The sequence below is a fragment of the Mucilaginibacter sp. CAU 1740 genome (assembly GCF_039839285.1).
GTDB lineage: Bacteria > Bacteroidota > Bacteroidia > Sphingobacteriales > Sphingobacteriaceae > Mucilaginibacter.
In genome coordinates, this window is the sequence record NZ_JBDOQS010000006.1 from 362,438 (window position 1) to 387,432 (window position 24,995).

General features: G+C 43.8%; 21 protein-coding genes. 11 read left to right on the plus strand and 10 right to left on the minus strand.

Features of this window, described 5'->3' with window-relative positions; translation table 11 throughout:
- Positions 1 to 21: 21 nt before the first annotated feature.
- Both AAFN85_RS15830 and AAFN85_RS15835 read left to right on the plus strand, forming a co-directional pair.
- Entirely contained in the window at positions 22 to 1,671 is a 1,650-nt protein-coding gene (locus AAFN85_RS15830; RefSeq protein WP_347528553.1) for an NAD+ synthase, read from the plus strand.
- Between the two features lie 188 nt (positions 1,672 to 1,859).
- Positions 1,860 to 5,597, plus strand: a complete 3,738-nt coding sequence (locus tag AAFN85_RS15835) for a S8 family serine peptidase (protein WP_347528555.1) — start codon at positions 1,860 to 1,862, stop codon at positions 5,595 to 5,597.
- A 381-nt stretch (positions 5,598 to 5,978) separates the two neighbouring features.
- Here the strand turns inward: AAFN85_RS15835 and AAFN85_RS15840 are convergent, their stop codons facing one another.
- Complete coding sequence (locus AAFN85_RS15840) at positions 5,979 to 6,473, minus strand: hypothetical protein (protein ID WP_347528556.1); 495 nt, start codon at positions 6,471 to 6,473, stop codon at positions 5,979 to 5,981.
- A 241-nt stretch (positions 6,474 to 6,714) separates the two neighbouring features.
- On the opposite strand from AAFN85_RS15840, the gene ggt reads away from it, so the two are divergent.
- From ggt to AAFN85_RS15860, 4 genes are all read left to right on the plus strand, one after another.
- Positions 6,715 to 8,436: a gamma-glutamyltransferase gene (ggt, locus tag AAFN85_RS15845; RefSeq protein WP_347528557.1), complete on the plus strand. Its 1,722-nt coding sequence runs from the start codon at positions 6,715 to 6,717 to the stop codon at positions 8,434 to 8,436.
- A gap of 148 nt (positions 8,437 to 8,584) precedes the next feature.
- Complete coding sequence (locus AAFN85_RS15850; protein ID WP_347528558.1) at positions 8,585 to 9,028, plus strand: MarR family transcriptional regulator; 444 nt, start codon at positions 8,585 to 8,587, stop codon at positions 9,026 to 9,028.
- 364 nt (positions 9,029 to 9,392) lie between these two features.
- Positions 9,393 to 9,893: an FKBP-type peptidyl-prolyl cis-trans isomerase gene (locus AAFN85_RS15855; protein WP_347528560.1), complete on the plus strand. Its 501-nt coding sequence runs from the start codon at positions 9,393 to 9,395 to the stop codon at positions 9,891 to 9,893.
- A gap of 76 nt (positions 9,894 to 9,969) precedes the next feature.
- Positions 9,970 to 10,914, plus strand: a complete 945-nt coding sequence (locus AAFN85_RS15860) for an FKBP-type peptidyl-prolyl cis-trans isomerase (protein WP_347528562.1) — start codon at positions 9,970 to 9,972, stop codon at positions 10,912 to 10,914.
- 9 nt (positions 10,915 to 10,923) lie between these two features.
- Here AAFN85_RS15860 and AAFN85_RS15865 read toward each other — a convergent pair whose 3' ends face one another.
- From AAFN85_RS15865 to AAFN85_RS15900, 8 genes are all read right to left on the minus strand, one after another.
- The gene (locus tag AAFN85_RS15865; RefSeq protein WP_347528564.1) at positions 10,924 to 12,234 is read right to left on the minus strand and encodes a deoxyribodipyrimidine photo-lyase; all 1,311 of its coding nucleotides are present in this window, start codon (positions 12,232 to 12,234) and stop codon (positions 10,924 to 10,926) included.
- Positions 12,224 to 13,132: a TIGR01777 family oxidoreductase gene (locus tag AAFN85_RS15870; protein WP_347528566.1), complete on the minus strand. Its 909-nt coding sequence runs from the start codon at positions 13,130 to 13,132 to the stop codon at positions 12,224 to 12,226. The genes AAFN85_RS15865 and AAFN85_RS15870 overlap by 11 nt, the downstream gene beginning before the upstream one ends.
- 315 nt (positions 13,133 to 13,447) lie before the next feature.
- Positions 13,448 to 14,884: an SDR family oxidoreductase gene (locus AAFN85_RS15875; protein WP_347528567.1), complete on the minus strand. Its 1,437-nt coding sequence runs from the start codon at positions 14,882 to 14,884 to the stop codon at positions 13,448 to 13,450.
- Positions 14,885 to 14,916: 32 nt separating this feature from the next.
- Complete coding sequence (locus tag AAFN85_RS15880) at positions 14,917 to 17,019, minus strand: hypothetical protein (protein WP_347528569.1); 2,103 nt, start codon at positions 17,017 to 17,019, stop codon at positions 14,917 to 14,919.
- Between the two features lie 79 nt (positions 17,020 to 17,098).
- Positions 17,099 to 17,413, minus strand: coding sequence for a Dabb family protein (locus AAFN85_RS15885; protein WP_347528570.1), 315 nt, complete (start codon positions 17,411 to 17,413; stop codon positions 17,099 to 17,101).
- 32 nt (positions 17,414 to 17,445) lie between these two features.
- Positions 17,446 to 18,012, minus strand: a complete 567-nt coding sequence (locus AAFN85_RS15890; RefSeq protein ID WP_347528572.1) for a hypothetical protein — start codon at positions 18,010 to 18,012, stop codon at positions 17,446 to 17,448.
- A gap of 84 nt (positions 18,013 to 18,096) precedes the next feature.
- Positions 18,097 to 19,431 carry an AarF/ABC1/UbiB kinase family protein gene (locus tag AAFN85_RS15895; protein WP_347528573.1) on the minus strand — a complete coding sequence of 445 codons (1,335 nt, stop codon included), beginning with the start codon at positions 19,429 to 19,431 and terminating at the stop codon, positions 18,097 to 18,099.
- 7 nt (positions 19,432 to 19,438) lie between these two features.
- Positions 19,439 to 20,092, minus strand: coding sequence for a TetR family transcriptional regulator C-terminal domain-containing protein (locus AAFN85_RS15900; RefSeq protein ID WP_347528575.1), 654 nt, complete (start codon positions 20,090 to 20,092; stop codon positions 19,439 to 19,441).
- 522 nt (positions 20,093 to 20,614) lie between these two features.
- Between AAFN85_RS15900 and AAFN85_RS15905 the strand changes: the two genes are divergently transcribed.
- On the plus strand, positions 20,615 to 20,803 hold the full coding sequence (locus AAFN85_RS15905; protein WP_347528577.1) for a hypothetical protein: 189 nt from the start codon (positions 20,615 to 20,617) through the stop codon (positions 20,801 to 20,803).
- 45 nt (positions 20,804 to 20,848) lie between these two features.
- On the opposite strand, the gene AAFN85_RS15910 is transcribed toward AAFN85_RS15905, so the two are convergent.
- Positions 20,849 to 21,220: a helix-turn-helix domain-containing protein gene (locus AAFN85_RS15910; protein ID WP_347528579.1), complete on the minus strand. Its 372-nt coding sequence runs from the start codon at positions 21,218 to 21,220 to the stop codon at positions 20,849 to 20,851.
- Between the two features lie 137 nt (positions 21,221 to 21,357).
- Here AAFN85_RS15910 and AAFN85_RS15915 point away from each other — a divergent pair, with 137 nt between their 5' ends.
- The 4 genes from AAFN85_RS15915 (at position 21,358) to AAFN85_RS15930 (ending at position 24,732) form a co-directional block, all read left to right on the plus strand.
- A complete protein-coding gene (locus AAFN85_RS15915; protein ID WP_347528581.1) occupies positions 21,358 to 22,158 on the plus strand; it encodes an SDR family oxidoreductase in 801 nt (266 codons plus the stop codon).
- Between the two features lie 342 nt (positions 22,159 to 22,500).
- Positions 22,501 to 23,220, plus strand: coding sequence for a DUF4397 domain-containing protein (locus tag AAFN85_RS15920; RefSeq protein ID WP_347528582.1), 720 nt, complete (start codon positions 22,501 to 22,503; stop codon positions 23,218 to 23,220).
- A gap of 167 nt (positions 23,221 to 23,387) precedes the next feature.
- Positions 23,388 to 24,173, plus strand: a complete 786-nt coding sequence (locus AAFN85_RS15925) for a glycosyltransferase family protein (RefSeq protein ID WP_347528584.1) — start codon at positions 23,388 to 23,390, stop codon at positions 24,171 to 24,173.
- Positions 24,174 to 24,378: 205 nt separating this feature from the next.
- Positions 24,379 to 24,732: a YciI family protein gene (locus tag AAFN85_RS15930; protein WP_347528586.1), complete on the plus strand. Its 354-nt coding sequence runs from the start codon at positions 24,379 to 24,381 to the stop codon at positions 24,730 to 24,732.
- Positions 24,733 to 24,995 lie beyond the last annotated feature (263 nt).

The following is a 24,995-nucleotide window of genomic DNA, read 5'->3' on the forward strand; positions in this document are numbered from 1 at the left end:
ACAAGACACCAGACTATACTTATGAAAATCGCGTTAGCACAGCTTAACTATCACGTAGGTAACTTTGAATCGAACACCAAAAAAATAATTGATCATATCATCAAGGCTAAAAACCAGGGCGCCGACCTTGTGGTATTTGCCGAACTATGCGTTTGCGGCTACCCATCGCGTGATTTTTTGGAGTTCGACGAGTTTATAGGTTTGTGCGATGACGCTGCAAAAAAAATAGCCGAAGTGTGCGTTGATATAGCATGCATTATAGGCCTGCCAACCCCTAATAACAAACCCGAGGGTAAAGACCTGAGTAACTCAGCCTATTTTATTGAGGACGGTAAAGTGAAAGCCGTGGTTAATAAAGCCCTGCTGCCAAACTACGATGTGTTTGATGAGTACCGCTACTTTGAGCCATCAACAGAATTTAGCTGTATCGATTTTAAGGGCAAACGCATAGCCCTAACCATTTGCGAAGACCTTTGGAACACTATTGAGAACCCACTTTACATAACCCGGCCAATGGATACGCTGATCCATCAACAGCCGGATGTGATGATCAATATTGCTGCTTCACCTTTTGCTTATAACCACGATGAGGAGCGTATTGAAATATTGAGCGATAACGCCAGCCGTTATAATTTGCCGCTGCTATATGTAAACCACGTAGGCGCACAAACCGAGTTAATATTTGACGGCGGTTCGTTGGTGTTTGATAGCACCGGCAAGGTAATTGACGAGTTGCCGTACTTCGAAGAAACACTTGCGTATTACACCCTGAATGCCGATAATACATTAAGCTTTGACCACCCTACAACAATCAAAGCCGAGCGGGCAAGCGATATAGAACAAATCTACCAGGCAGTTATTTTGGGCATCAGGGATTATTTTTATAAATCGGGCTTTAAGCAGGCTATTTTAGGTTTATCGGGCGGCATCGATTCGGCGGTTGTTTGTGCTTTGGCAGCCGAAGCTTTAGGTCCGCAAAATGTAATGGCGGTATTGCTGCCATCCCGTTTCTCTACAGATCATTCATTAAAAGACGCGCTCGACCTGGTAGAGAACCTGGGTTGCAAGCACGAAGTAGTGCCGATTAAAAGTGTTACCGAAGCGTTTGAGAATGCCCTGCACCCGCAGTTTGATGGTTTACCATTCAACATTGCCGAAGAGAATATCCAATCGCGTAGCCGTGCTGTATTGCTGATGGCCATGTGTAATAAATTTGGCTACATCTTATTAAACACAAGCAACAAAAGCGAGGCTGCCGTAGGTTATGGTACTTTATATGGCGATATGTGCGGTGGTATCTCTGTTATAGGCGATGTTTACAAAACGCAGGTTTTTGATTTGGCGAGATACATTAACCGCGAAAAAGAGATCATCCCGATCAATTCTATCGTTAAACCGCCATCAGCCGAGTTAAGGCCCGATCAAAAAGATACCGATTCGCTGCCTGAGTATGATGTGCTGGATAAGATCCTTTCCGAATACATCGAAAACCGTTGCTCATCTGCCGAGATCATCCGAATGGGATATGATGAAGCCACTGTAAAAAGGGTTATTAAACTCACCAACTCGGCCGAGCATAAACGCTACCAAACTCCACCCATTTTAAGGGTATCGCCTAAAGCATTTGGTATGGGTAGGAGGATGCCGATAGTTGGGAAATATCTATCGTAGCTGATCATTGGCTTCGCGTCATTAGGTCATTTGTTGCACGTCATTTACTTCGTGTCATTTATTCATTAAGTCATTTTTGCTTTGCTATTGGCGATGAAAAGCAAATGACTTAATGACTGCGCAGCAAATGACACAAAGTAAATGACTGGATAGGTAATTTTTCTTAAAATTGCCTATCTTTCAAACCAATGAATAAACTTTACACAGCTGTTTCTTTTTGCTTTTTGATGCTATGTGTAACCGGCAGCATCTTTGCGCAGCAACCCTTAGTAAGTGCTACCGGCAAGGCCGAACTCAATAAACTTTCAAGTCAAACAAGCACCGCTTATAAAACTTCATATAATAAAGCCGTATCGCTGGCCCAAACCCATGGCTGGACATTGGTCCGCCGAAACAAAAGGGGCAACGTTATTACCTTGCAAGGTCTTAATAAATTAGGGTTCCCGGTTTATTTAACTACGCACAATAACACTACGGCGGCGGCTACGGTAGGTACTAACACGCTGCAACCCGGCGGCTCATTAGGGTTGAATTTATCCGGTTCGTCAGATTTTTTGGCTAACAAGCTGGCTATTTGGGATGGTGGTTCAGTTTACAAAGCACATCAGGAGTTTTCGGGTAAAAATATTACACTTAAAAATAACGCCGCTATTGTTGATCACTCTACGCATGTGGCCGGTACTATGATAGCTAAAGGAGTGTATGCTCCGGCAAAAGGCATGTCGTTCGGGGCAACAACCCTACAGTCTTACGATTTTAATGACGATGAAACCGAAATGAGTGCCGCCGCTGCCAACCTGTTACTTTCTAATCACTCGTACGGTATAGTTGCCGGCTGGGACTATAATGATAGCGACGGCCGTTGGGAATGGAGTGGCTTGCCCGGTGATACTGTTGATTATAACTTCGGTTTTTACGATAGCAAAACGGCCAACTGGGATAAAATAGCCTATAATGCGCCTTACTACCTCATTGTGGCCTCGGCAGGTAATGCCCGACAGGATAACGGCCCTGCCGTGGGTGAAACCTACTATGGTTACAAAAGTAAAACTGATCAAACCTTTGTTAATAAAGGTGCACGACCTGCGGGTATCAGTAATAATGATGGCTATGATATTATCAGCACAACGGGCAACTCAAAAAACGGGATAACCGTTGGTGCCGTGTATCCGCTGCTTTACGGCCCTAAAAACCGTAGCGATGTAGTAATTGCCCCGTTTAGCAGCTGGGGGCCGACAGACGACGGCAGGATCAAACCCGATCTGGTTGCTGATGGTGTAAACGTACTTTCGGTAGGTGTTGGTAATACCACCTCATACCTAACATTATCCGGTACTTCTATGGCATCACCCAATGTTACCGGATCACTTTATTTACTACAGGAATATTATGCTAAGAAAAACAACGGCGCGTTTATGCGTTCGGCCACAATAAAGGGCCTGGTTTGCCATACCGCTTTTGATGCCGGCAATGTTGGCCCCGATTATAAATTTGGCTGGGGATTGCTAAATATGACGGCGGCCGCCGAGGCGTTAACCGATAATGGCGGCAAAAGCATTGTGAGCGAAAAAACAATATCGCAGGGGCAAACGCAAACTTACAACGTAATAGCATCGGGCAGCACACTGCTTGCCGCCACCATATCGTGGACAGACCCTGAGGGCACGGCAACCACTGAGGGGGTTATCAATAGCCGTACACCTAAACTGGTAAACGATTTGGATATCAGGGTTAGCGATGGCACAACAACTTTTACTCCTTGGGTGCTCGATCCGGAAAAGCCGGGGCAGGCTGCTACCAAAGGCGATAATATCCGCGATAATATTGAACAGGTTTATATCCCTAACTCGGTGCCGGGCAGGGCTTATACAATTACGGTAACGCATAAAGGCACGTTAAGGTCAGGATCGCAGGCGTATTCCTTAATTGTTACGGGCGTTGGCGGGGTGGCTTATTGCGCATCGGCCCCTTTATCTAATGCCGATTCGAGAGTGAACAATGTTAAACTGGCCAATATTGATAATACGCCGGCCGCGGGCTGCAAAAGCTATTCGGACTATACCAATTTAACCGTGCAGTTAGAACAGGCCAAAACTTACCCGCTTAGCCTCACCTTGGGCACCTGCGGTAATAATTTTAATAAAGCCGCTAAGGTTTTTATCGATTGGAATGCCAACGGTACTTTCGAGGATAACGAACTGGTTGCAACAACCGGTATTATTAATGCAACCGGAACTTATAATACTAACATCACCGTACCCGGCACGGTTACAGCAGGAGCTTACAGCCTGATGCGGGTGGTGCTTACCGAAACCGATGATGCTACTACAGTTAAAGCCTGTGGCAACTACGCTAAAGGTGAAACGCAGGATTACCGAGTACAGTTTCTGCAAACCGGTATTGATGCCGGAGTTATATCCGTTGTTAGTCCGGGAGTGGGCGGTACCTGTTCGGTTAGTACACCTGTTACCGTTAGGTTGAAAAACTTTGGTAACGCGGCTATCAGCAATATTCCGGTAACAGTTACTATTACCGATGCCAATAACGTAAAAGCGACTTACAACGATACTTACAAAGGAACGCTGCAACCATCTGCCGAAGATAACTTTACTTTAAGTGGTCAGTTCAATGCCGTGGCCGGTGCTTCGTACACTGTGGTAGCTACCAGTAATCTTGCGGGTGATCCTGTAACCGGAAATAACTCAATAACGGCTGATATCACCGTAAATTCGCCTGCTACCATTGGCGATCTGAGCGCTTATTATTGTTCAACAACTCAGCAGTATGAATTATTTGGTACGGGTGATGGCACGGTGCTTTGGTATAAAAACGCTAATGATGTGTTGCCGATAGCCGCAGGCGCGGAAGCCATAACTACCGAAGCGCCTGTTAACAATACTTTTTACGCCGGTGTTAATGATTTTAAAGGTTCGATAGGGCCTGCTACCAAAAATGTGTTTTCGGGTGGTGGGTATAACCAGTTTACGCCATACGTAAGTGTGCATACTGCAGCCCCTGTGCTGATACAAAGCGCGAGGTTATACATCGGCAACCCTGGTAAAATAACTTTTAACGTGGCCAACGCTAATGGGCAAATCGTATCCACAACTACTATCGATGCCGTAGCCTCACGTACCACCCCACTGGCCGGTGCGCAACCTGATGATCCTAACGACCAGGGCAAGGTGTACGACCTTAACTTATCTTTACCCGCCGCAGGCGACTACCAGATCTCGGTTGATTTTGTTGATGACGCTACCCTTTACCGCAACAACGGCGGGGTAACAGGCTATCCTTTTAAAATAGGTAACATTTTCAGCATTACCGGTAACGGTGCAAGTAATACCAATGGCGATACTACCACTTACAAAGGTTTCTACTACTATTTTTATGATATGAAGGTACAAAGCCTGGGCTGTCCATCGGCCACGCGTAAGGCGGTAACGTTGAGCAAACCTATTATTACACAGAATGGCAACACCTTAACATCAAGCTTTACCGATGGTAACCAATGGCTGCTGAACGGTACGCTTATAGATGGTGCAACGAAAGTAACTTATGAGCCTGTACAAAGCGGTAATTATACAGTTCAGGTTACGCTGGCCAATGGTTGCGTAGCCGAATCGGACAAGTTTTATTATGCCCGTGATGGTGGCGAGGGTGATAACAGTGAAATTAAGCTGAACGCCTTCCCTGTGCCTGCTAAAGATGTTTTAAATGTAACTTTTACCGCTCCGGACGCCGGTGCTTTAACATTATCGGTTGTTGACCAATCCGGAAAAAGTTTATACAGCACCAAAAGCAACGTAGATAAGGGTAATTACAGTACACAGGTAAACGTGTCAAGACTTACCCCTGGAGTTTATGTGATTAAGGTGCTGCTTGGCAAAAAGGTGTATGGGAGAAAGTTTGTTGTAGTGAGATAGGGGCGCTTAGTATTGTTTAATAGCTGTAATCAGTTTTAGTAGCGAAAGCGGTTAAAAGAATACGTAAAGCTATTTTGGGAACTGAGCGCAGGCCGCGTTAGGGATAGTAGTGTAAAGCCCGCAGTGAGGGGAGGGATAGCGCGCAGGCAAGGCGAGGACTTGGAACGGATAGCCCGGGCCGCAGGCAACGCCCATATTTTTGAACCGTTGATTATTGTGATTACGTTGATTTCGCTGATTTTATTTCAGGGATCACACGGGTTTTTAATTTTGTCTGAATCAGAATTTACAGAATTTTGAAATTAACAGAATCATGGATTATTGGAACCTATAATTTTGCTAATTCTTAAATTCTGTAAATTCTGATTCAGACAGTATCACTTAAAAGGTATACTTAATACCTAATCCCGGCGCGATATCAAAGAATGGTCCGCGGGCTAATTCTAAGCGTGGGTTAAGGTCAAGACTGATAGCAATTGGGGCGTTAGGAATAACATATTCAAGGCCAACAACTGCATCTGCACCAATTAAAATGTGTTTCCCGTTGTAGTACTCATCGTCGCCGCCAAAGCGTTTGTAATAGCCGCTGCCAACCGAACCCAGGTGACCACCAAAGCCGTAGTAAAAGCTCAGTTTATCAACGTTAAAAGCTGTAGTGCTTTTTTCGTACAGGCCAGTAAATACCACGCCATGATCGCGGATGCCAATGATACCCTCAAGCGAGGTATTTTTATCAGTAAAATATTTAATTGAGGGACCAACCTCGTAAGCGCCAAATTTTAAGCCTATAGCAGTTTGATAATCCTGTGCCTGCGATTTTTTACCAATGAATAAGAAAGCAGCGGAAAGTAGTAAGATGTACGTTAATTTGTTCATGCAGATGAATTTAAATGAAAGATAATGTAGCGGTAACACAAAAGTAGCCTGCTTGTTTACAGCAATTTTAAACTTTAATGCACCGGTAAGTAAACGGCAAATTTACTTTTTTATGGTACTTTGTAACAAAAACATAGCTATTGTGCTTGTATGGCTTTGATTTTCAGTTGTAAAGAATACTTATTTGATTGTTGGTTTATGAACCTCAATAGCTTATTTTAGAAAAAATTAAGATTGAATAATGAGTCAATTTGCCTGTAAATTATATACTCCAAAGTATCTGTTATCATTCCTGATCATATTGTTTGTTGTACCAACAGGTTGTGTGCAAGGCCAACTTGGGCAGAACAATAGCGGCCAATATAAAAACGGAATGGTGGTTTGTGCCTACCCGGATGCCGCGCAGGTTGGGATTGATATTTTGAAAAAAGGCGGCAACGCTGTAGATGCCGCGGTTGCTGTGCAATTTGCTTTGGCCGTTACCCTGCCCGAGGCCGGCAACATAGGCGGGGGCGGTTTCATGGTGTATCGATCAAAAAAGGGAAAAACCAATACCCTCGATTTTAGGGAGAAAGGCCCCGGAAGTGCCAATGCCAATATGTACCTTGATTCGGCAGGGAATGTAGTGCCTGATATGAATTTATATACGCACAAAGCTTCGGGCGTACCCGGCTCGGTTGCTGGTATGGTTGAAGCGCATAAAAAATACGGCAAACTGAAATGGGCCGATCTGGTGCAGCCCGCCATTAACCTTGCCCGTAACGGTTTTAAAGTAACCAAACACCTCGCTTCTGATTTGAACTGGGCGTCGGCTCAATTTATCAAACTAAACCCCGGTAAAAATTATTTACTGAAAGAGGGCGGCTGGAAAGAGGGAGATATACTGGTACAGGAAGACCTTGCCAAAACGCTCGAGCAGATCCGTGATAAGGGCCGTGATGGCTTTTACGATGGCCCGGTTGCCGATATGATAGTAGCCGAAATGAAGCAGGGTGATGGCATTATCACTAAACAAGATCTGAAAGATTATCATGCAGTTTGGCGTAAAGCTATTATAGGAGAATATAAAAACTATAAAATTATCACCATGCCGCCGCCATCAAGCGGTGGGATAGCGTTGTTGCAGTTACTAAAATCGGTTGAGCAGTTCCCGCTTAAACGATATGGCCATAACCAGGATTCGACGATCCGCCTGATGGTTGAGGCTGAGCGCCGGGTATATGCCGACCGTTCCAAATATCTTGGCGACCCGGACTTTTATAAAGTACCGGTTGATATTTTGCTGAGGCCGGAATACATTACCTCGCGCATGAAAAGCTTCAGCTGGGATACAGCAACGCTCAGTACCAGTATCCAACCCGGCAGTTTTGTTGGGTACGAGAGTGATCAAACCACTCATTATTCTATTGTGGATAGGGAGGGCAACGCGGTATCCATTACTACTACCCTTAACGATACCTTCGGCTCCAAAATATTTGTGCAGGGCGCGGGCTTTTTGTTAAATAACGAAATGGACGATTTTAGCTCGAAACCGGGCGTACCAAATATGTATGGATTGATTGGTGGCAAGGCCAACAGTATCCAGCCCGGCAAACGTATGCTATCATCAATGACGCCTACCATTGTTGAAAAAGATGGTCAATTGTTTATGGTAGTGGGCACACCTGGCGGATCCACCATCATTACCTCCGTATTTCAGACCATATTAAACGTAATTGAGTTTGACCAAAATATGCAGCAGGCAGTAAGCGCCAAACGTTTCCACAGCCAATGGCTACCCGATGAAGTGACCATAGAACGTGATGGCGTTGACAGCGCTACGGTTAGCAAACTGCAAAGCAAAGGCTACAAAATAGTAACCCGAAATGGCATAGGCCGCGTTGACGCCATCCTAAAAACCCAATGGGGCTACTACGAAGGCGGCGCCGACCCAAGGGGGGATGATACGGCGATGGGGTGGTAGTGATGGTCATTATTTGATTGGGTCATTGAGTCATTTTTGCCTTGCAATATTAGATTTTTCTACACGCAAGATCAATGACTTAATGACCCAATGACATAATGAGCGAAGCCCTTGCGTATTCAATAACCATTTCTTACGTTTGGTATGCATGCATAACAATGTAAAACACCAGGAAACCATCGACTATTTTTTGAAAATAGTGTGGCAAACTATGGCCAACCGATACAACCAGTTGGTTACCGAGTTTGGCATCACCCAATCTATCGGTTACCTGCTTATTAATATCGACGAAACGGAAGGCACCACCGTGTCACAGGCGGCTGCCTTGCTGGGTTTAAAATCAACCAGCCTTTCGCGCATGCTGAACCAGCTGGAAACCACCGGGCTTATTTACCGGGAAAGCAACGCCGGCGATAAACGTTCGGTTAAGATCTACCTTACACCCCTCGGCAAAGAAAAACGCCACCAGGCCCGTGTGATAGTACGGCAGTTTAATAATTACCTTGATGCCAATATCAGCGAAGCGGATAAAAACCACCTGATCGAGACGCTGAAAAAGTTGAATAAGCTTACGGTTAATTATAAACCGTAATTTTTGCTGCGCGTCATTTTTGCTGCGCAGTCACTAGGTCATTATGCTTTGCGTCACTTTAGCTTCGCATCATTAAGTCATTTTACTGCGTAGTCATTAGGTCATTATACTACGTATCATTATTGCTGCGCAGTCATTAGGTCATTTGCTTTAGTATTTTTAATTCTGTTAAAAAATGACTCAATGACCTAATGACACAAAGTAAATGACCCACCCCAATACACTTTTAATAAAAATCCAACGTTCTACCTCCAAAACACTTAGGGAAAGATGTTTTAAAACGGCTCCGGCTTTTTATTAATTGTTAAAAAGTGTTAACCTGCCGTTTTTCTGTTTTAAAAGAATAAATTTGCCTTTTAAATTGATGAACAGGATACTGTTAGTTTTATTACTGTTAAGCGCCATTATATATGGTTGCGGTAAATCGGGTGTTGACCCTGTGGTGCAATATCAGAACCAGAAGGCTATTGACGATAAAATAATTAGCGATTATATTGCTGCCAATGCCGGTTTAAATGCCAAACGGATTGATACAACCGGTGTATGGTATGTTATTAAAGATGGCGAGCAGGGATCAGGCAATGTGTTATACACCAGCTCGACCCAGGTTACGGTGGGTTATACCGCCAAAATTTTAACCTCGGGAACGGTGGTTGCGCAAACAGATAAGTTTCACCCTACCTATATTTTAGGTGGTGTGATAAAAGGCTGGCAGCTGGGGATCCCGCAAATTAAGCCGGGTGGTAATGTGCGATTGTTGGTGCCATCGCGCTATGCTTATGGGCCGTATCCACAGGATTCGTTAAAACTGCCTGCTAATTCGGTAATGGATTTTCAGATCCAATTGTATAATGTTACTAACTAAAAGCCGGTATCCGGTAAAATAAAATAAGGGCCAAAAGGAGCAAAATTAACCCGAGGCCGGGATAAATAAACAATAAATGAAACAAATTACTTTTACGCTCTTATTACTTATTTCTATAGGCCTGGTATCGTGCCGCAAAGACAAGAACAGTCCGGATATTAAACAGTACGACGACACCCAGATCAAAAATTATATTGCAGCCAACGGTATTACCGGCATGCAGCGCGATACAGTAACCGGCGATACATCGGGTATTTATTACAAAATATTAACGCCGGGCACCAGCACCACGCCAATTGATTATTCTGACATCGTATCATTTGTATACACCATGCGTACACTTGATGGTAAATACATTTCAACAGATTCGGTTAGTTTAAATCATTTTTACGGTTTTGTGGGCCATATTAGCGGCAGTCAGTTAACATCTTCACCTCCGTTGCCTAAAGGGTTACAGAAGGCTATTCATGACCTTGTTAAATATAAAGGAACAACTGCAAGGGTAATTATTCCTTCACATATTGGTTACGGTGTAAATGGTTATGGATTAGGTAGCTCAAGTAATGCCAACTCGCATGTTGGCGGTAACCAAAGTTTGGATTACTATATCAATTTGATCTCGAACCAGGAGGTTTACGATGACGCTGTTATTAAAAACTATATGAAAGCTAACAGCCTGACAGGTTATACTAAAACTGCTGATGGCGTGTATGTTAAAATATCTACGCCAGGTACCGGTACTGATGTAATTGATGCGGATTCGTATATCACCTGTACTTACACCGGCAAACTTTTAGACCAGGCTCAAACAGTATTCGATAGCGCTACATCGTCAACGTCATTTACCGTTAGTGGCCTGATCAAAGGAGCGCAGGAAGGCTTGATCGGCCAAACTTCCGGAGCTACAGTATCGATAATTATTCCTTCAAGGTGGGCTTACGGTACTTCTGGTAACTCAGGAGCTATCGGTCCGAATACTCCATTGTATTTTGATTTTGTTATATCAGCTGTTGCAAACTAAATAATAACATTACTTCAGCGCTTTTTTAAAAGCCGCTAAACACCTATCGCGTGCAAAAGCGTGATCAACAATGGGTTTTGGATACTTGCCGAAGTCGGCATATTCCGGAACCCATTTTTTTATGTAATTCAGTTCCGGGTCGAACTTTTTGGTTTGTGCATCAGGGTTAAAGATCCTGAAGTACGGTGCCGCATCAGTACCCGAGCCGGCCGCCCATTGCCAACCGCCAACGTTGCTGGCCATTTCATAATCAAGCAGTTTGTGGGCAAAATAACGTTCGCCCCATCGCCAATCGATCAGCAGATCTTTAGTTAAAAAGCTGGCTACTATCATGCGTACACGGTTGTGCATAAAGCCGGTGGTGTTAAGTTCGCGCATGCCGGCATCAATAATGGGGAAGCCGGTTTCGCCCTTGCACCAGGCCTCAAATTGCTTTTCGTTGTTGATCCACTCAATCCGGTCGTACTCTGGCCTAAAGGCATGATCCATGGTATGCGGAAAGTGGTGCAATATCATCATATAAAACTCGCGCCATATCAACTCGTTAAGCCAGGTTTTATCCTGGTAGCCATGGGCGGTATGAGCCAGCTGACGGATGCTTACCGTACCGAAGCGCAGGTGCATGCCGATGTGCGATGTACCTTTAATGGCCGGGAAATCGCGATCCTGCTTGTAATCATGTATCACATCTTTATACTGCTTATCGGGTAGGGGCAGGTCGCTTTTTTCAAAACCCATATGCTTAAGCGTAGGGATGGGCAGCTGTTTGGTTTGATACAGATTTTTTAAATATTTTGTTGTGGGATAGCTTTTTAAATAGAACGGTTTCAGCTTGCTATACCACTTACGCTGATAAGGCGTGTAAACGGTGTAAGGCTTGCCATCGTCTTTAGTTACCTCGTCCTTTTCAAATATTACCTGGTCTTTATAAGTTTTAAAGGGCATGTTATGTTTAGCCAGTTTTTCACGCACAGCTTCATCGCGCTTGTTGGCGTATGGTTCATAATCGTGATTGGTGTAAACCTCGGCAATGGTGTATTCTTTAATAAGGTGATCCCAGGCGTTTAAGGCTTTATCATATAGCACCAGCAGGCTGCCGCCGTGTTTATGCAGTTCGGCGCTTAAATCTTCGATGGTTTGGTAGATGAACGTAACACGCGCATCATCCTTATCTTCCAGTTGATCCAGGATCTCTTTATCAAAAATAAAAACAGGCAAAACCGAGTTGCCGCTTTTTAAGGCACGGTAAAGTCCGGCGTTATCATCTAAGCGTAAATCGCGACGGAACCAGAATATGCTTACAGGTGTTTTATGATCCATAAATTTCGGTTAATGCCGTATTGATATCGGCATATTTAAATGTAAAACCGGCATCCTCAATTTTTTGTGCCGATACTTTGGTACTGCCCAGTACAATGCTACTCATCTCGCCCAGCATCAATTTTAAAACAGGGCCCGGTACATTGGGCGCCCACAAAGGTTTGTGCAAATGTTTGGCTACAGCCTGTGTCAACTGTTTATTGGTTACAGGGTTTGGCGCTACCATATTATAAACGCCGCTCATGGTATTGGTTTCAATACCCAGCAGGTACATATCCACCACATCCTGCCAATGGATCCACGGAACCCACTGCCTGCCGCTGCCAATGGGCGAACCTACATATAATTTAATAGGCTGTGCAAGGGTAGGCAAGGCCCCTCCGTCTTTATCCAATACAACCCCGGTACGGAATTTTAAGATCCGTATGCCCAGCTTCTCGCCTTCATCAACCGCGGCTTCCCAAAGTACACAACACTGCGAAATAAAATCGGAGGTAGGCGCACTTGTTTCATACATCAGCTCATCGCCCCTGTTGCTGTAATAACCAATGCCAGATGCTGATATTACCGATTTAACCTGGTGCTGTTTGCGTTTAAGCAGATCATAGATCAACTCGATGGATTTTACCCGGCTATCTATCAGGTTTTTTTTCCGGGCATCTGTCCATCGCTTTTCCGCAATACCTGAGCCGGCCAGGTGTACTATGGTATCAATCCCATCAATGCAATGCTCATCAATAATACCCTTGTCAATATCCCAGATAAAAGTTTTTACGTTGGGGATATTGCCAGCCTTGCGGCTTAAATGGCTTACGGTATAGCCTTTAGCTTGCAATGTCTTGGTGAGGTGCCTGCCTAATAATCCTGATCCGCCGGTTAGTAATATACTTCGTGTCATTTTACTTTGTATCATTTGCTGCGCATCATTTCGCTGCGCGGTCATTGGGGCATTTGCTTTCGCGTCATTAGGTCATTTTTTTGCTTGATGAGGACTTGTCGCTTCGTTTACTCACCCCGACATCGCTGCGCTCGTCACCCCTCTCTACGCTGCGCGTAAAGAGGGGATTTTTTATTTTCTTATTTTATTTTTCCTGCCCTCTTTGCGGCTTGCCGGAGAGAGGGTGGTCCAGCGAAGCGTAGACCGGGTGAGTACCCTCTCCGCCACGCAATCAAAATGACTTAATGACCCAATGACAGCATCGCGAAATGACCATCAATGATAATTAATAATCTCCCTCGCCATCCCGTTAAAAATAAACAGGTGAAAAGGCCACATGGCGTACCAATACAACCGTCCCCACAATCCGTTGGGCCTAAAGGTAGCTACCTGGCTTAAACTTTTTTTATTGTTGCGCTCAATTATTTTAAATTCCAACCAGGCTTCGCCGGGCAGTTTCATTTCGGCATAAAGCAACAGGCGTTTGTTTTCACGGTCGACCAAGAGCACACGCCAAAAATCGATCACATCACCGGGCGAGATACTGACATTGCTGGTGCGCCCCCGGCGCGAGCCTACCCCGCCGAAGATCTTATCCAAAAAACCGCGGATGTTCCAGATCCAGTCCCAATAATACCAGCCGCGGTTGCCGCCTATGGATAATACGTTGGTAAATACCTCGTCGCTTGCACGCTCAAAGGGCATTTTTACCTTGTACTCTTGCGTGCCGTTTTGTGGTACTTTTATCTGGTCCATAAAACCAGGATTGAGATAGCCCTGGTTAAAAGCATCTTTCCAGCTGGATACGATGGAGTTTTGCTCTATCTTAACAAAGGCAAGCTCCAGGCATTCTTTATAGGTTAGGCATTGGCGGGGTACAACCTCATCAATACTATGATCGCGCATAATGGTTTCGTTCTTCATGCTATCAACCAGGCTTTGCGCAAGGCTGTAACTGGTAGAAGTAACAAAATACAACCAATATGATGAGATTTTAGGCGAGAGAAATGGTATGGTAATGATATGTCTTTTCAGCTTACGCACCTCGGCATAGGTAAGCATCATTTGCTTAAATGTTAATATATCCGGTCCGCCGATATCAAAGGTGCGGTTAAATGATTTTTCATTAACCAACACACCCTCTAAATATCCCAGCACATCACGGATACCGATGGGTTGGCAACGGGTATTCACCCAGCGCGGTACCGTCATGATGGGCAGTTTTTCGGTAAGATCACGAATGATCTCGAACGAAGCACTCCCCGATCCGATAATAATAGCCGCCCTTAAAACGGTAAGCGCTGCTTTGCCTTCGCGCAACACATCTTCAACATGCCGCCTTGATTGCAGGTGTTTTGATAGCTTATCATCGTTAGTTATCCCGCTTAAAAAAATGGTTTGTCTGCAATTGGTTTTATCAAGCGCGATAATAAAATTATGGGCCGATAATGCCTCCAGCACTGCGAAATCATCCGATTGCGACATGGAATGCACCAGGTAATAAGCCGCGTCAACATCCTCCGGAAAGGCCTCGACCTTTGATTCCCTGAGCAAATCGCCGGTGATGAGGGTAACCCGGTTGCTATAGTCGCTTTGTTCATGAAAGCGCCGCTTATCGCGTACCAGGCAAACCACATCATGGCCGGCCTCCAGCAAAATGGGGATGAGCCTTGTACCTATGTATCCGTTAGCACCGGCAAGTAATACCTTCATGCATACTCAAACAACAAAAAAGGCGGGCTGTTTTACAAGCCCAACTTAAATCCGAGGCCGTAAAACCTACGGTTGTCGGTAATGTTTGATTTTTTGTTTTGCCATACGTTACGGCCGTTTGCAAATAGCTCCAGGTTTTTAAACAGATGGTTTTTTAGCCTGTAACCAAAGTAAATGTTTTGCAGGGAAAAAGAGTTAACCGCCTGGTAATATAACGAAGAGTACGGAGAAGCATAGGTATATAAGGCGTTGCCTTTACCGGTTTGGTACAATACATCAAGTCCTGCAAAAATATTATTTACATCAAGGCGGTTAACCCAGCCGCCGGTCCATATTTTGGTGCCCCATGATGCGTCAAATCCAGTTCCGTTTATTTTTTGATTGATATTGGTTGTGGTTAGGCCGGTAGTAAAACGTGCAGTTGCTTTATTAATGATGTTGAAGTTTATCCCGATGCTGTTGCGGGTATATTTTGAATCATTAAACATTTCTGTGATAGCTACAGAATTGTCTTGCTGCGGCGTATAAACTAATACAGAAACCTGCATGCCACCACGTTCGTAGTTGTAATTAACCGTTATTAGTGGTGATATATCAAAGTTTGCACCGGCCATGTAAAAATTGAATGGTTTTAACGGGTTGTAATTTACCGTTGTATAAGAATAGCTGTAAAGGTAACTATAGCTTAATGTAGTGCTGGTGTTGAAAGTTTCATTTAAATTATTGAGATGCATCCCATCTGCCTGTAGCAACATGTTTTGCTTTGCGTATGAGCCATACAGTTTTATGCCTACGGTTTTAATGCCTGTAAGTGCCGAAAAGTTTAACGAAGCTGAAGCATAAGGAAATATACGTTTTAAGTCGGCATCGTTACCCAATCCCATATCTTTTTTTGAATTGAGTACGGCCACCACGCCACCGGTAACGGTAAGGTAGTTTTTGTACGCTACACTTAATGATGGCGTTAATAACCAGTCCTTACGTTTTTGGGTAATAGAATCGGTAGTTTGAGTAGCGCTTGCAGGTAAACCCGCGTTGTTGTAGTAAGTTAGGTATGAACTTGAACTTGTTACCACACTTTTGGTATAACGATAGCTAAGATCTACCGATGGGGCGATACTGAAATCGCCTACTGATTTGTGGTAGCTTAGGTTATCTCTGATCAATGTGATATTATCATGCCCTTTATTAATGGCCGAAGAAATGCCCGCCTGGTAACCGGAAGCATCCGATCCCTGCATTTGGTTGAAATTATAATTGCCATTGTATTGATAGTGGCCGTATGTAGCCGAAAGTTTATTTTGCAGTCCTTGAGCTAAGATTGAATTTAAGGCAAGTCCTCCATTAAATAGTTGTTGCTTGATATGATCATTTACCGCCAATTGTGATTGGTAGGGTGTATTACTATTTACAACAGACTGGTATTTCAAATCAGTTACTTGCGGAGCGTAAGTTGCATTGGCATTGATACTGTTTTTAGCGCCTAATTTAATATCGGCGTAGGCGTTAAAATTAAACCGATCTAAGTTTAGTGGCGTAGCAATGTTTTCAGTATTGCTTTTTAGAAAGGGGCTGATATCTCTTAAATAAGTAGCAGATACTCCAACGTTAACATCGGAGGTATTTTTATAGGCAGATAAATAGTACTGGTGAAAAAAATTATCGGTGCTTTTAACAGCATCGCCGGTGGTGTTGCGCATATTAACAATGTTAGTTTGCCCGGCAACCTCCAATCCCGATTTTCCCGAGCGGTTACGCCTGGTTTTTATCAATATGAGTTGTTTGCCCGCACCGGCCCCGTTAACCTGGTTTAAGGCGGTTTGAACCAGCGTTACCTCTTCAATATCATTTATATTGTAGGCGTTAATATCATTGATAATGTTGCCATCAATTACATAAACAACGGTATTGGCATTGGTGTAAGTGCCGTAAAACCATACATTAATAGCATCTGAGAGGGAAGCAAATGGCTGACGCTGCAGATCTGCACGCTTAATGGTGATACTTTGGATAAAATCTTTTTTTGCTTTTAAACGACCCAGATCATATTGGGTTGTATCAGTTTGCGAGTAGGTTTTTGAAAATGAAAACGATAATACTACAACTGTAATAAGGAAGGTTAGTTTAGAGAACATATTATTTGTGTAAGGTGTAAAAGTAAGGTTACTTATGCTCTATTAACCTTACTTTTTTTATTTTATTGTGCTTTATTATTTAAATATTCACGCTATCAACCACTACTACTTTACTACACAGCGGCTTAGCGTACTGCTCGGCAAAAATAACATGGGTAGGATCAACCTGGTAAGCTTCCTGCGCCTCGGGCGAATCAAATAATATCAACAACGATACATCGTACGATCTGTCGATCACATCGCGGTTGGTATCGGCCGGCACGCCGATATGGATATCGCGGATATGCGGGATAGGGAGCAGGATATTTAAACCTTCTATCAGTTTATCTTTATCGGCCTTGTTGTTAAGCCAAAAGTGTACGTGGTGTACAAAGGTGTTTTGAAGTATTGGCATATTGTTATTAATTCGGTTAAGGGAATTTTGATTTAATGGATACAACCTATGTAAATATGCGATTTGATAGCGAAAGCTGTTTTGCTTGGTTGCAAGGCTTCAAGGGCGCTATCGGCGCTGGCCTTGTTCTCATAAATTCCGGTTACTAATGCGATAGTTTTTTCTGCGGAGTTATCTTTATAAGATGCAAGATATTCAAGACTTAAAGTTTTAGATGGATATCTTCGCATAACGTATTCTCCGGCCAAAACCTCATCTTCATCATTATCTGGAAGCCTGATCATATCTTTTTGTTTGTCGTAATATTGCCCGCCGGTATCAATGGTTAATCCGGCGTTGCGGCTTAAATCAAACATTCTGTCTCTTAATGTATAATAATTAAGCCCGGTATCGGCAACTACAACATAATAGTCGGCATAAGCATCACGCAGCTCGTCAAAGTCTGATGTATCTGTAGGGGTAACCTTGCTACTTGCTTTAAAAGATGCCGGTAAAACTTTAACCGTTTTGCTTTTAGTTGTATCCTGTTCATGTTTAGTTGGCTTTGATTTGCAGGCCGCCAAAAAGCAGGTTACTATTAACAGGTGATGTAATTTCATTTTGTGGGTGTAGATCTGGTCAAATATAGCCCATTTACTCAATTAAAAAGACTACTAACTGTAAACCCAAAACTGCCAGCCGCATTAATACTCCAGCACCACATGCGGTTTATAGGTATCCGTTTTAACTTTGGCCTTAAGCTCATGCAAAATATTGTATAGCCCAAAATTGGTACGGTTAACATAGATAAAATGCTTTACACCTCGGGCCTGTTTAAACTCGGGCATTTTTGAAATGCGTTCGCCGAAGCTGTATAGCTTATCGAAAAAGGCAGTTTCGCTAAAATCAAAAGTATCGGTAATGTAGGGCAGCGCGAACAGGCTGATCATCTCCTTGTATTGCGTATAATAAAATTCAACCTGCGCCGGAGTATCGTTTTTATGGATCATTTCCAGCTGGCGGAAGGCTTTGATGGTTTCCTCCTTGTTATCCAATAAATTGGTTGAGGTAAGGGAGAAAAGGGGATAATAAAAATCCTCGGGCATTACCTTAATGCAGCCAAAATCAATAACGCCAAGCTTACCATCGGGCGTGATCATAAAGTTGCCCGGATGAGGATCGGCATGTACGGCACGGAGTTCGTGCTGTTGGAAGTTATAAAAATCCCACAGCGCCTGGCCTATCTGGTTCCGTAACTCCTGCGATGGGTTGGTGGCTAAAAACTCTTTCAGGTGTTTGCCTTCCAGCCAATCCATAGTAATAATGCGTTTGCTGCTTAGCTCTGGGTAGTATTTTGGGAAAACAACATTGTTAAGGTTAGCGCATGCTTCCGAAAATTCGATAGAGCGGCGAACTTCCAACTCATAGTCGGTTTCTTCCAGCAGGCGTTCTTCTACTTCGTTCATGTAAACATCCAGTTCGCGCTCGCTCATACCCAGCATCCGGAAGGCGAATGGTTTTACCAGTTTCAGGTCCGACGAGATCGAATCGCCAACGCCGGGGTACTGAATTTTTACCGCCAGCTTTTTGCCGTTAAGTTCGGCCTGGTGTACCTGGCCTATTGATGCTGCATTGGTTGACCTGATGTTGAATTTATCATAGATCTGATCCGGATTTTTGCCGAAATACTTTTTAAAGGTTTGTACAATAAGCGGCCCCGAAAGCGGTGGCGCGTTATATTGCGATTGGGTGAATTTATCCACATAAGCCTGCGGAAGCAGGTTTTTATCCATGCTCAGCATCTGCGCAACCTTAAGGGCGCTGCCTTTAAGCTCGCTTAAGGATTGATAGATATCCGCGGCGTTATCCTCGTTCAATTCCGACTTATCCATGCCGGGATTGAACAGTTTTTTTGAATAATGCTTGATGTAATTACCACCAATTTTAACGCCGGTTTTTATAAACTTTGCCGAGCGCTCAACTTTGGTGGTTGGTATGCTATTTTGTTCGGGAGTTGCTCCCGCGTTGTCATCTGCCATGATATTATTAAAATCCCATCCTGTCTTTTATCCCGCCGTTTTGCACCAGGAATTTGCCGTACTCAAAAAGGTTATCGATAGGCGAGCGCTGAAACAGGTCGAACGTAACGTTGATGCCTTTTTCAATCGCCTCATCGGTTTTTTCAAAGTTTGCCGAGTTATCATTGATCCAGAAATTGAGTACAAACACAAACTGGATCCAAAGGGCGTCTTTATATTTTTTAGAGAAGTATTTACGATCGCTCAGTTCGGTACTTTCAATACCTTCTTTCATGATCTCATCGGCAAAAGCTTCAAAAATATCTTTTAGCGGAGCAAATACTTTTGGTGTGGTAAAACCTTTAGGCTGTTTTTTAACGCTGTAAACCGCGAAGCTGCGGCTACCTTTCAGCAATTCGAAAAAGCCATAGAAAAATGATAAGGCCTTTTCGCGGGCAGTATAACCGAGCCAAACTTCCTGAGCGCGGATCTCGGTAAGGGTTTTATTAGCCAAATCGGCCCAGATACCTTGCTCTACCGCCTCAAATGAGCCGTAAAACTGGTAAAATTCAGTCTCGGTCATCTGGTTTTGTTTGGCAAAAATGTACACCGATTTAGGCTGCTCGCCCTCAGTTAATACATGATCAATATACGCGTTCTGGATGCTCTCGATGGTTGCCATATCAAATTGGGTTTAGTTTTAATACGTTAAAGTTACAAATGTATTGTTGAAAGGTTTTAGTAATTCGTCTCATAGTGAGGTCATTTTATGGATCGCTCTCATAAAAAGATGTCATTGCGAGTAACTAAAAGCGGAGGCCTATGAATGAGCATATCACATTAGGCGGGGTGGCCTGTCACCCTGAGTTGGGGTATATTTGCGCACAAATAATCGCATTGGAAATGACATTTTTTCAGACCTGATTATCAACGCGTTATAGACTTGTCAATGGCAGCTTGTCGAAGGGTCGCGCGCAGAGGCCCTACCCGCCATGCTTCGACAAGCTCAGCATGACACCCATTTTAAATACGTCCCAGATAGGTATGAAGCAATCGCACGCAAGCAAATCCGCCCTGTGTAGTATGCGATTGCCGCGCTATGCTCGCAATGACATGGTTGAATATTATCAAAAAAAATATTTTGTAAGGTTCTGCTTCCTCTGCCCGACTAACCTCCATATACAACCAATCAAAATTAAAAGATATGGATCCTATATTTTACAAAAGCAAAAAGGCAGTGCTATGGCTTTTCAGGATATTCAGAAAAAAAGCGGTGATCATCAATTGTATGGTTAAAAGTATGTTCATGCCCCATCCACCGGCAAACCTCAAACTTGATGATCAGTTTAAAGATAAGCTGCAACACCTGATAGAAAATCGACTTAAAAAATAGCTATAGATAAAAACTATACTTAAATGTGTAATATATAGTCGGTGCTTAGTTTATCTCAGGAAGTAATAAACGCTTTTTAATAACACGTTGCAGGTGCTCGCTGTTATCATCACCCCATTGGCCAAGCTGGTTAACAATGGGCATAATGGATTTGCCCAGATCGGTAAGATAGTACTCCACTTTTGGCGGTTGCTGGTCATATACCGTTTTGGCAACCAACTCATCATCTTCCAGTTGTTTAAGCTGGATGTTGAGCACCCTGCGTGCTGCTTCGGGGATATTTTTTTGCAGTTGCCCCGGTCGGCTTATGCCTTGCGATATGTAATACAACAGGTGAATTTTCCACTTGCCAAATATTACCTCGCGGATAAGGTCGAGGCCGCATTCTTCTTGTATGGGGAGTTTTCTCTCGTACATAAAAATCAGTTTTTAAAAGCTGGATTGACAAACCAATACGGATAAATTTATCCGTATTGAATCATTTTTCCGTACTTGACCTGCCTGTCGCACTTGCCGAACTTTGTATCATTCTAACAAACAAAAATCGACATAAAATGATTTCAAAGGCAAAATTTAACATAGATCCAAGCGAATTTGACGGTAAAAGGATATTGGTTACCGCCGGGACCAAGGGCGCGGGCAAAGCAATTTTTGAACGCCTGCTTAAGGCCGGTGCAAGCATTGTAACTACCGCCCGCACCCAACCAGATGATATCGATCCGCAATATTTTATCCAGGCCGATCTGAGCAAGAAAGAAGGCACAGACCATGTGATCAGCGAAACCCTGAAACGTTTAGGCGGTATTGACATCCTCATCAACAACCTCGGCGGTTCGGATGCGCCAAGTGGCGGCGTTATGGTATTAAGCGACGAGGATTGGGAGAATGCCCTGCAAACCAACTTGCTGGCTGCGGTAAGGTTGGATAGGGGATTGCTGCCAGCTATGCTGGCTCAAAAACAGGGTGTGATATTGCACATTTCATCCATCCAACGTAAGATGCCACTTTTTGAGTCTACAATACCCTACGCGGCAGCCAAGGCGGCGCTAAGTAATTATAGTAAAGCGATCTCTAAAGAACTCGCGCCGAAAGGAGTGAGGGTTAATTCGGTAGCGCCGGGTTTTATCAATACGGGCGGCGCGCAGGGAATGATCGACAATATCGCCTCGCAAAATGGAGGCGATAAGGAATTAGCCCTCAAAATAATTATGGATTCGTTAGGTGGCATCCCCATGGGTCGCCCTGCCGAACCAGAAGAGGTTGCAGAACTTGTAGCCTTCCTGGTATCTGATAGGGCCGCTTATTTAAACGGCGGCGAGTTTACTATTGATGGGGGAACTGTGCCGATAATATAATTGTGCTGTTGATAGGCATAACGGTGCCGACTCACCCCGGCATCGCTGCGCTCGCCACCCCTCTCTACGCTTTGCGTAAAGAGGAGATTTTAACTTTCGGGGATTTTTATTTTCCTTACCCTCTTTGCGGCTTGCCGCAGAGAGGGTGGCCCAGCGAAGCGAAGGCCGGGTGAGTAAACTCCGCGCCTTCGCTTCAAATTTCCTTGCTCTCACATACTAAAACAAAATCCTAAACGTAATTAGCTTAACCAATCACCCGAAATTTTTTTGATCATTAGTAGCGTAATGCCTGCTGATTACGTAAAGTTTAAAATATCAGTTTACACCAATATTTTATATTTTATGAAAACAGTTCAGCAAAAACTAACAGGGCGGGCAGGCATCATCGGGATGGTATGTTTGCTGGCAGCAACGCTTAGCTCATGTTTAAAGGATGATCGTCGTGATTACGTTGAGCAGCCGGTAGCCCTTGTATCATTCATTAACGCCTCGCCTGATGCGGGTGGTCTTAACTTTTTTTTACAGCCTAACAGGGCAAATGCTTACCCTGTTCGCTATGGCGATGGCCTCGATTATGTGCGCGCAAACCCCGGCAAACGTACCGCTACATTTTATGATGCAGCCACAGGCCAAAAAGTAGCAGAAGACACTATTACCCTTGTAGCCAAAAAACTTTACTCGTTGTATGTAGCCAACACTACCGGCCATCGCGATGTTATTTTTGTTACCGATTCGGTTTCACAACCCGCGGCCGGTTTTGCTACTATCCGTTTAGCTAACCTAAGCTCAGACGCGGGAGCGGTTGACCTTGTTACTTCAACAGATAGCGTACTTGCTACCAACAAAGCCTACAAAGGTGTTTCGGGCTTTAAAACCATTAAGGCCGGCAATAACTACACGCTTAACATTCGTAGCAAAGGTACTACTACCGTATTGGCAACGCTTACTAACGTTAATTTGCGCTCAGGTTCGGTATATACCGTTTGGTTGCAGGGCCTTGCTTCGGCAACTGATAGTAAAAAACTAAGCGCGGATATTCAAACCAACGTTATTTATTATTAAGCAACATTTACTTAGAACAAAACCCGGCCAGATTGTGCCGGGTTTTGTTGTTTTACATGGGCTTTGGCTTAACAATTTCATAATGCAAACTTCGCCATATTTAAATGTTGCCATTATACATTTAACCCGATAATAGCATTTTAGTAAACCTCAAATTTTCCGGAGATATGGTAGAGAGCGTAGTGATTGTAGTACCTGCCCGCATGGCTTCGAGCCGTTTATATGGTAAGGTAATGTTGCCGGTATTGGGCAAAAGTTTATTGGCAAGGATGATTGAACGCCTGGGCATGATCCAGCACCTGGCCGAAATTGTGATTGCCACCACCGAAAGCCCCGAGGATGATGTAATAGTTAAAGAGGCCGAAGCACTTAACATACCGTACTACCGTGGCAGTTTGGTTAACCTGATTGACAGGAATTATCAGGCCGCAAAACTTTTTAATGCCGATGTGGTAGTAAAGATCCCGGCCGACTGCCCGCTTATAGATCCGCGGATTGTTGATAAAGTACTTGAACGTTTTTTTAGCGATAAGTACGATTATGTAAGCAACATGCAGCCCGCAACTTATCCAGATGGTAATGACGTTGAGGTGATGACCATGGCCTGTTTGAAAAAAGCCTGGGAAAATGCCGGTCGCCCATATGGTTTGGAGCATACTTCACCGTTTATATATGAAAATCCACTCATTTTTAATATAGGCAATGTAAGCTGGGAAACAGGGTTAGACTACAGCATGTCGCACCGTTTCGGCATCGATCACCCGGAGGATTACTATTTTATCGAACGCGTTTTTAAAGAGCTTTATCCGGTGTGCCACCGTTTTTCGTGCCAGGATATTATTAACCTCCTTAAGCTCAAACCCGAAATTTACGATATCAACGCCCAGTACAATCACGTAAACTGGTACAACAGGCATTTAAGCGAGTTGAAGCCGGAGCTTGCATTGGCGTAAAAAAACGCTGAATTGTCTGAATCAGAATTTACAAAATTTTAGAATTGGCAGAATATAGGTGTAGGCATTTTTCATTCTGTTAATCTTATAATTCTGTAAATTCTGATTCAGATAAAATATTTTTCTCCCCCCTGTCCTATTCCTTCCGTCCCACTTGATATAGAGGTGTAATTCATATATTTATTAACCTTTAAAATCTAAAAAAATGGACGAGTACGTTTTAATTTTCAGGCACGAGGATGGCAACAAGGTAGCATCTCCAGAGCAGATCCAGGTATGGATGAAACAAACTATGGATTGGATAGGAGGCATCGCAGCGCAAAATAAATTTGTAAGCGGTACCGGCTTGCCTTTTGCCGATGCCAAAATTGTTGGCCATGGCGGGGTAGTTACCAATGGCCCTTTCGGCGAGATCAAGGAAACTATCGGCGGTTTTGTAACGGTAAAAGCTGAATCGGTTGATGAAGCTGTTGAGTTTGCCAAAGGCTGCCCGGTTTTGCAGGGCGATGGTAATATCGTTGAGGTTCGCAAAGTTGCGAAGAACGATGGTGTGCATTAAGTCGGTATTGTAAACGGATGTCAATATAAACAGATGTCATTGCGAGGAGCTTTCGGGCTGGTGCGATGGGCGCGACGTGGCAATCGCATGCTATACAGGGCGTCCATGCATCCGTGCGATTGCCGCGCTATGCTCGCAATTGTAAAGGTTAGATAATTCGGTAACAGAATTAACAAGCAATAAAAAACGTTAATTCAATTATGCGGAACATCAATAATGATCTAACCTTAAAGCGGAATTATCTGAGTAAATATCGTTTTTTG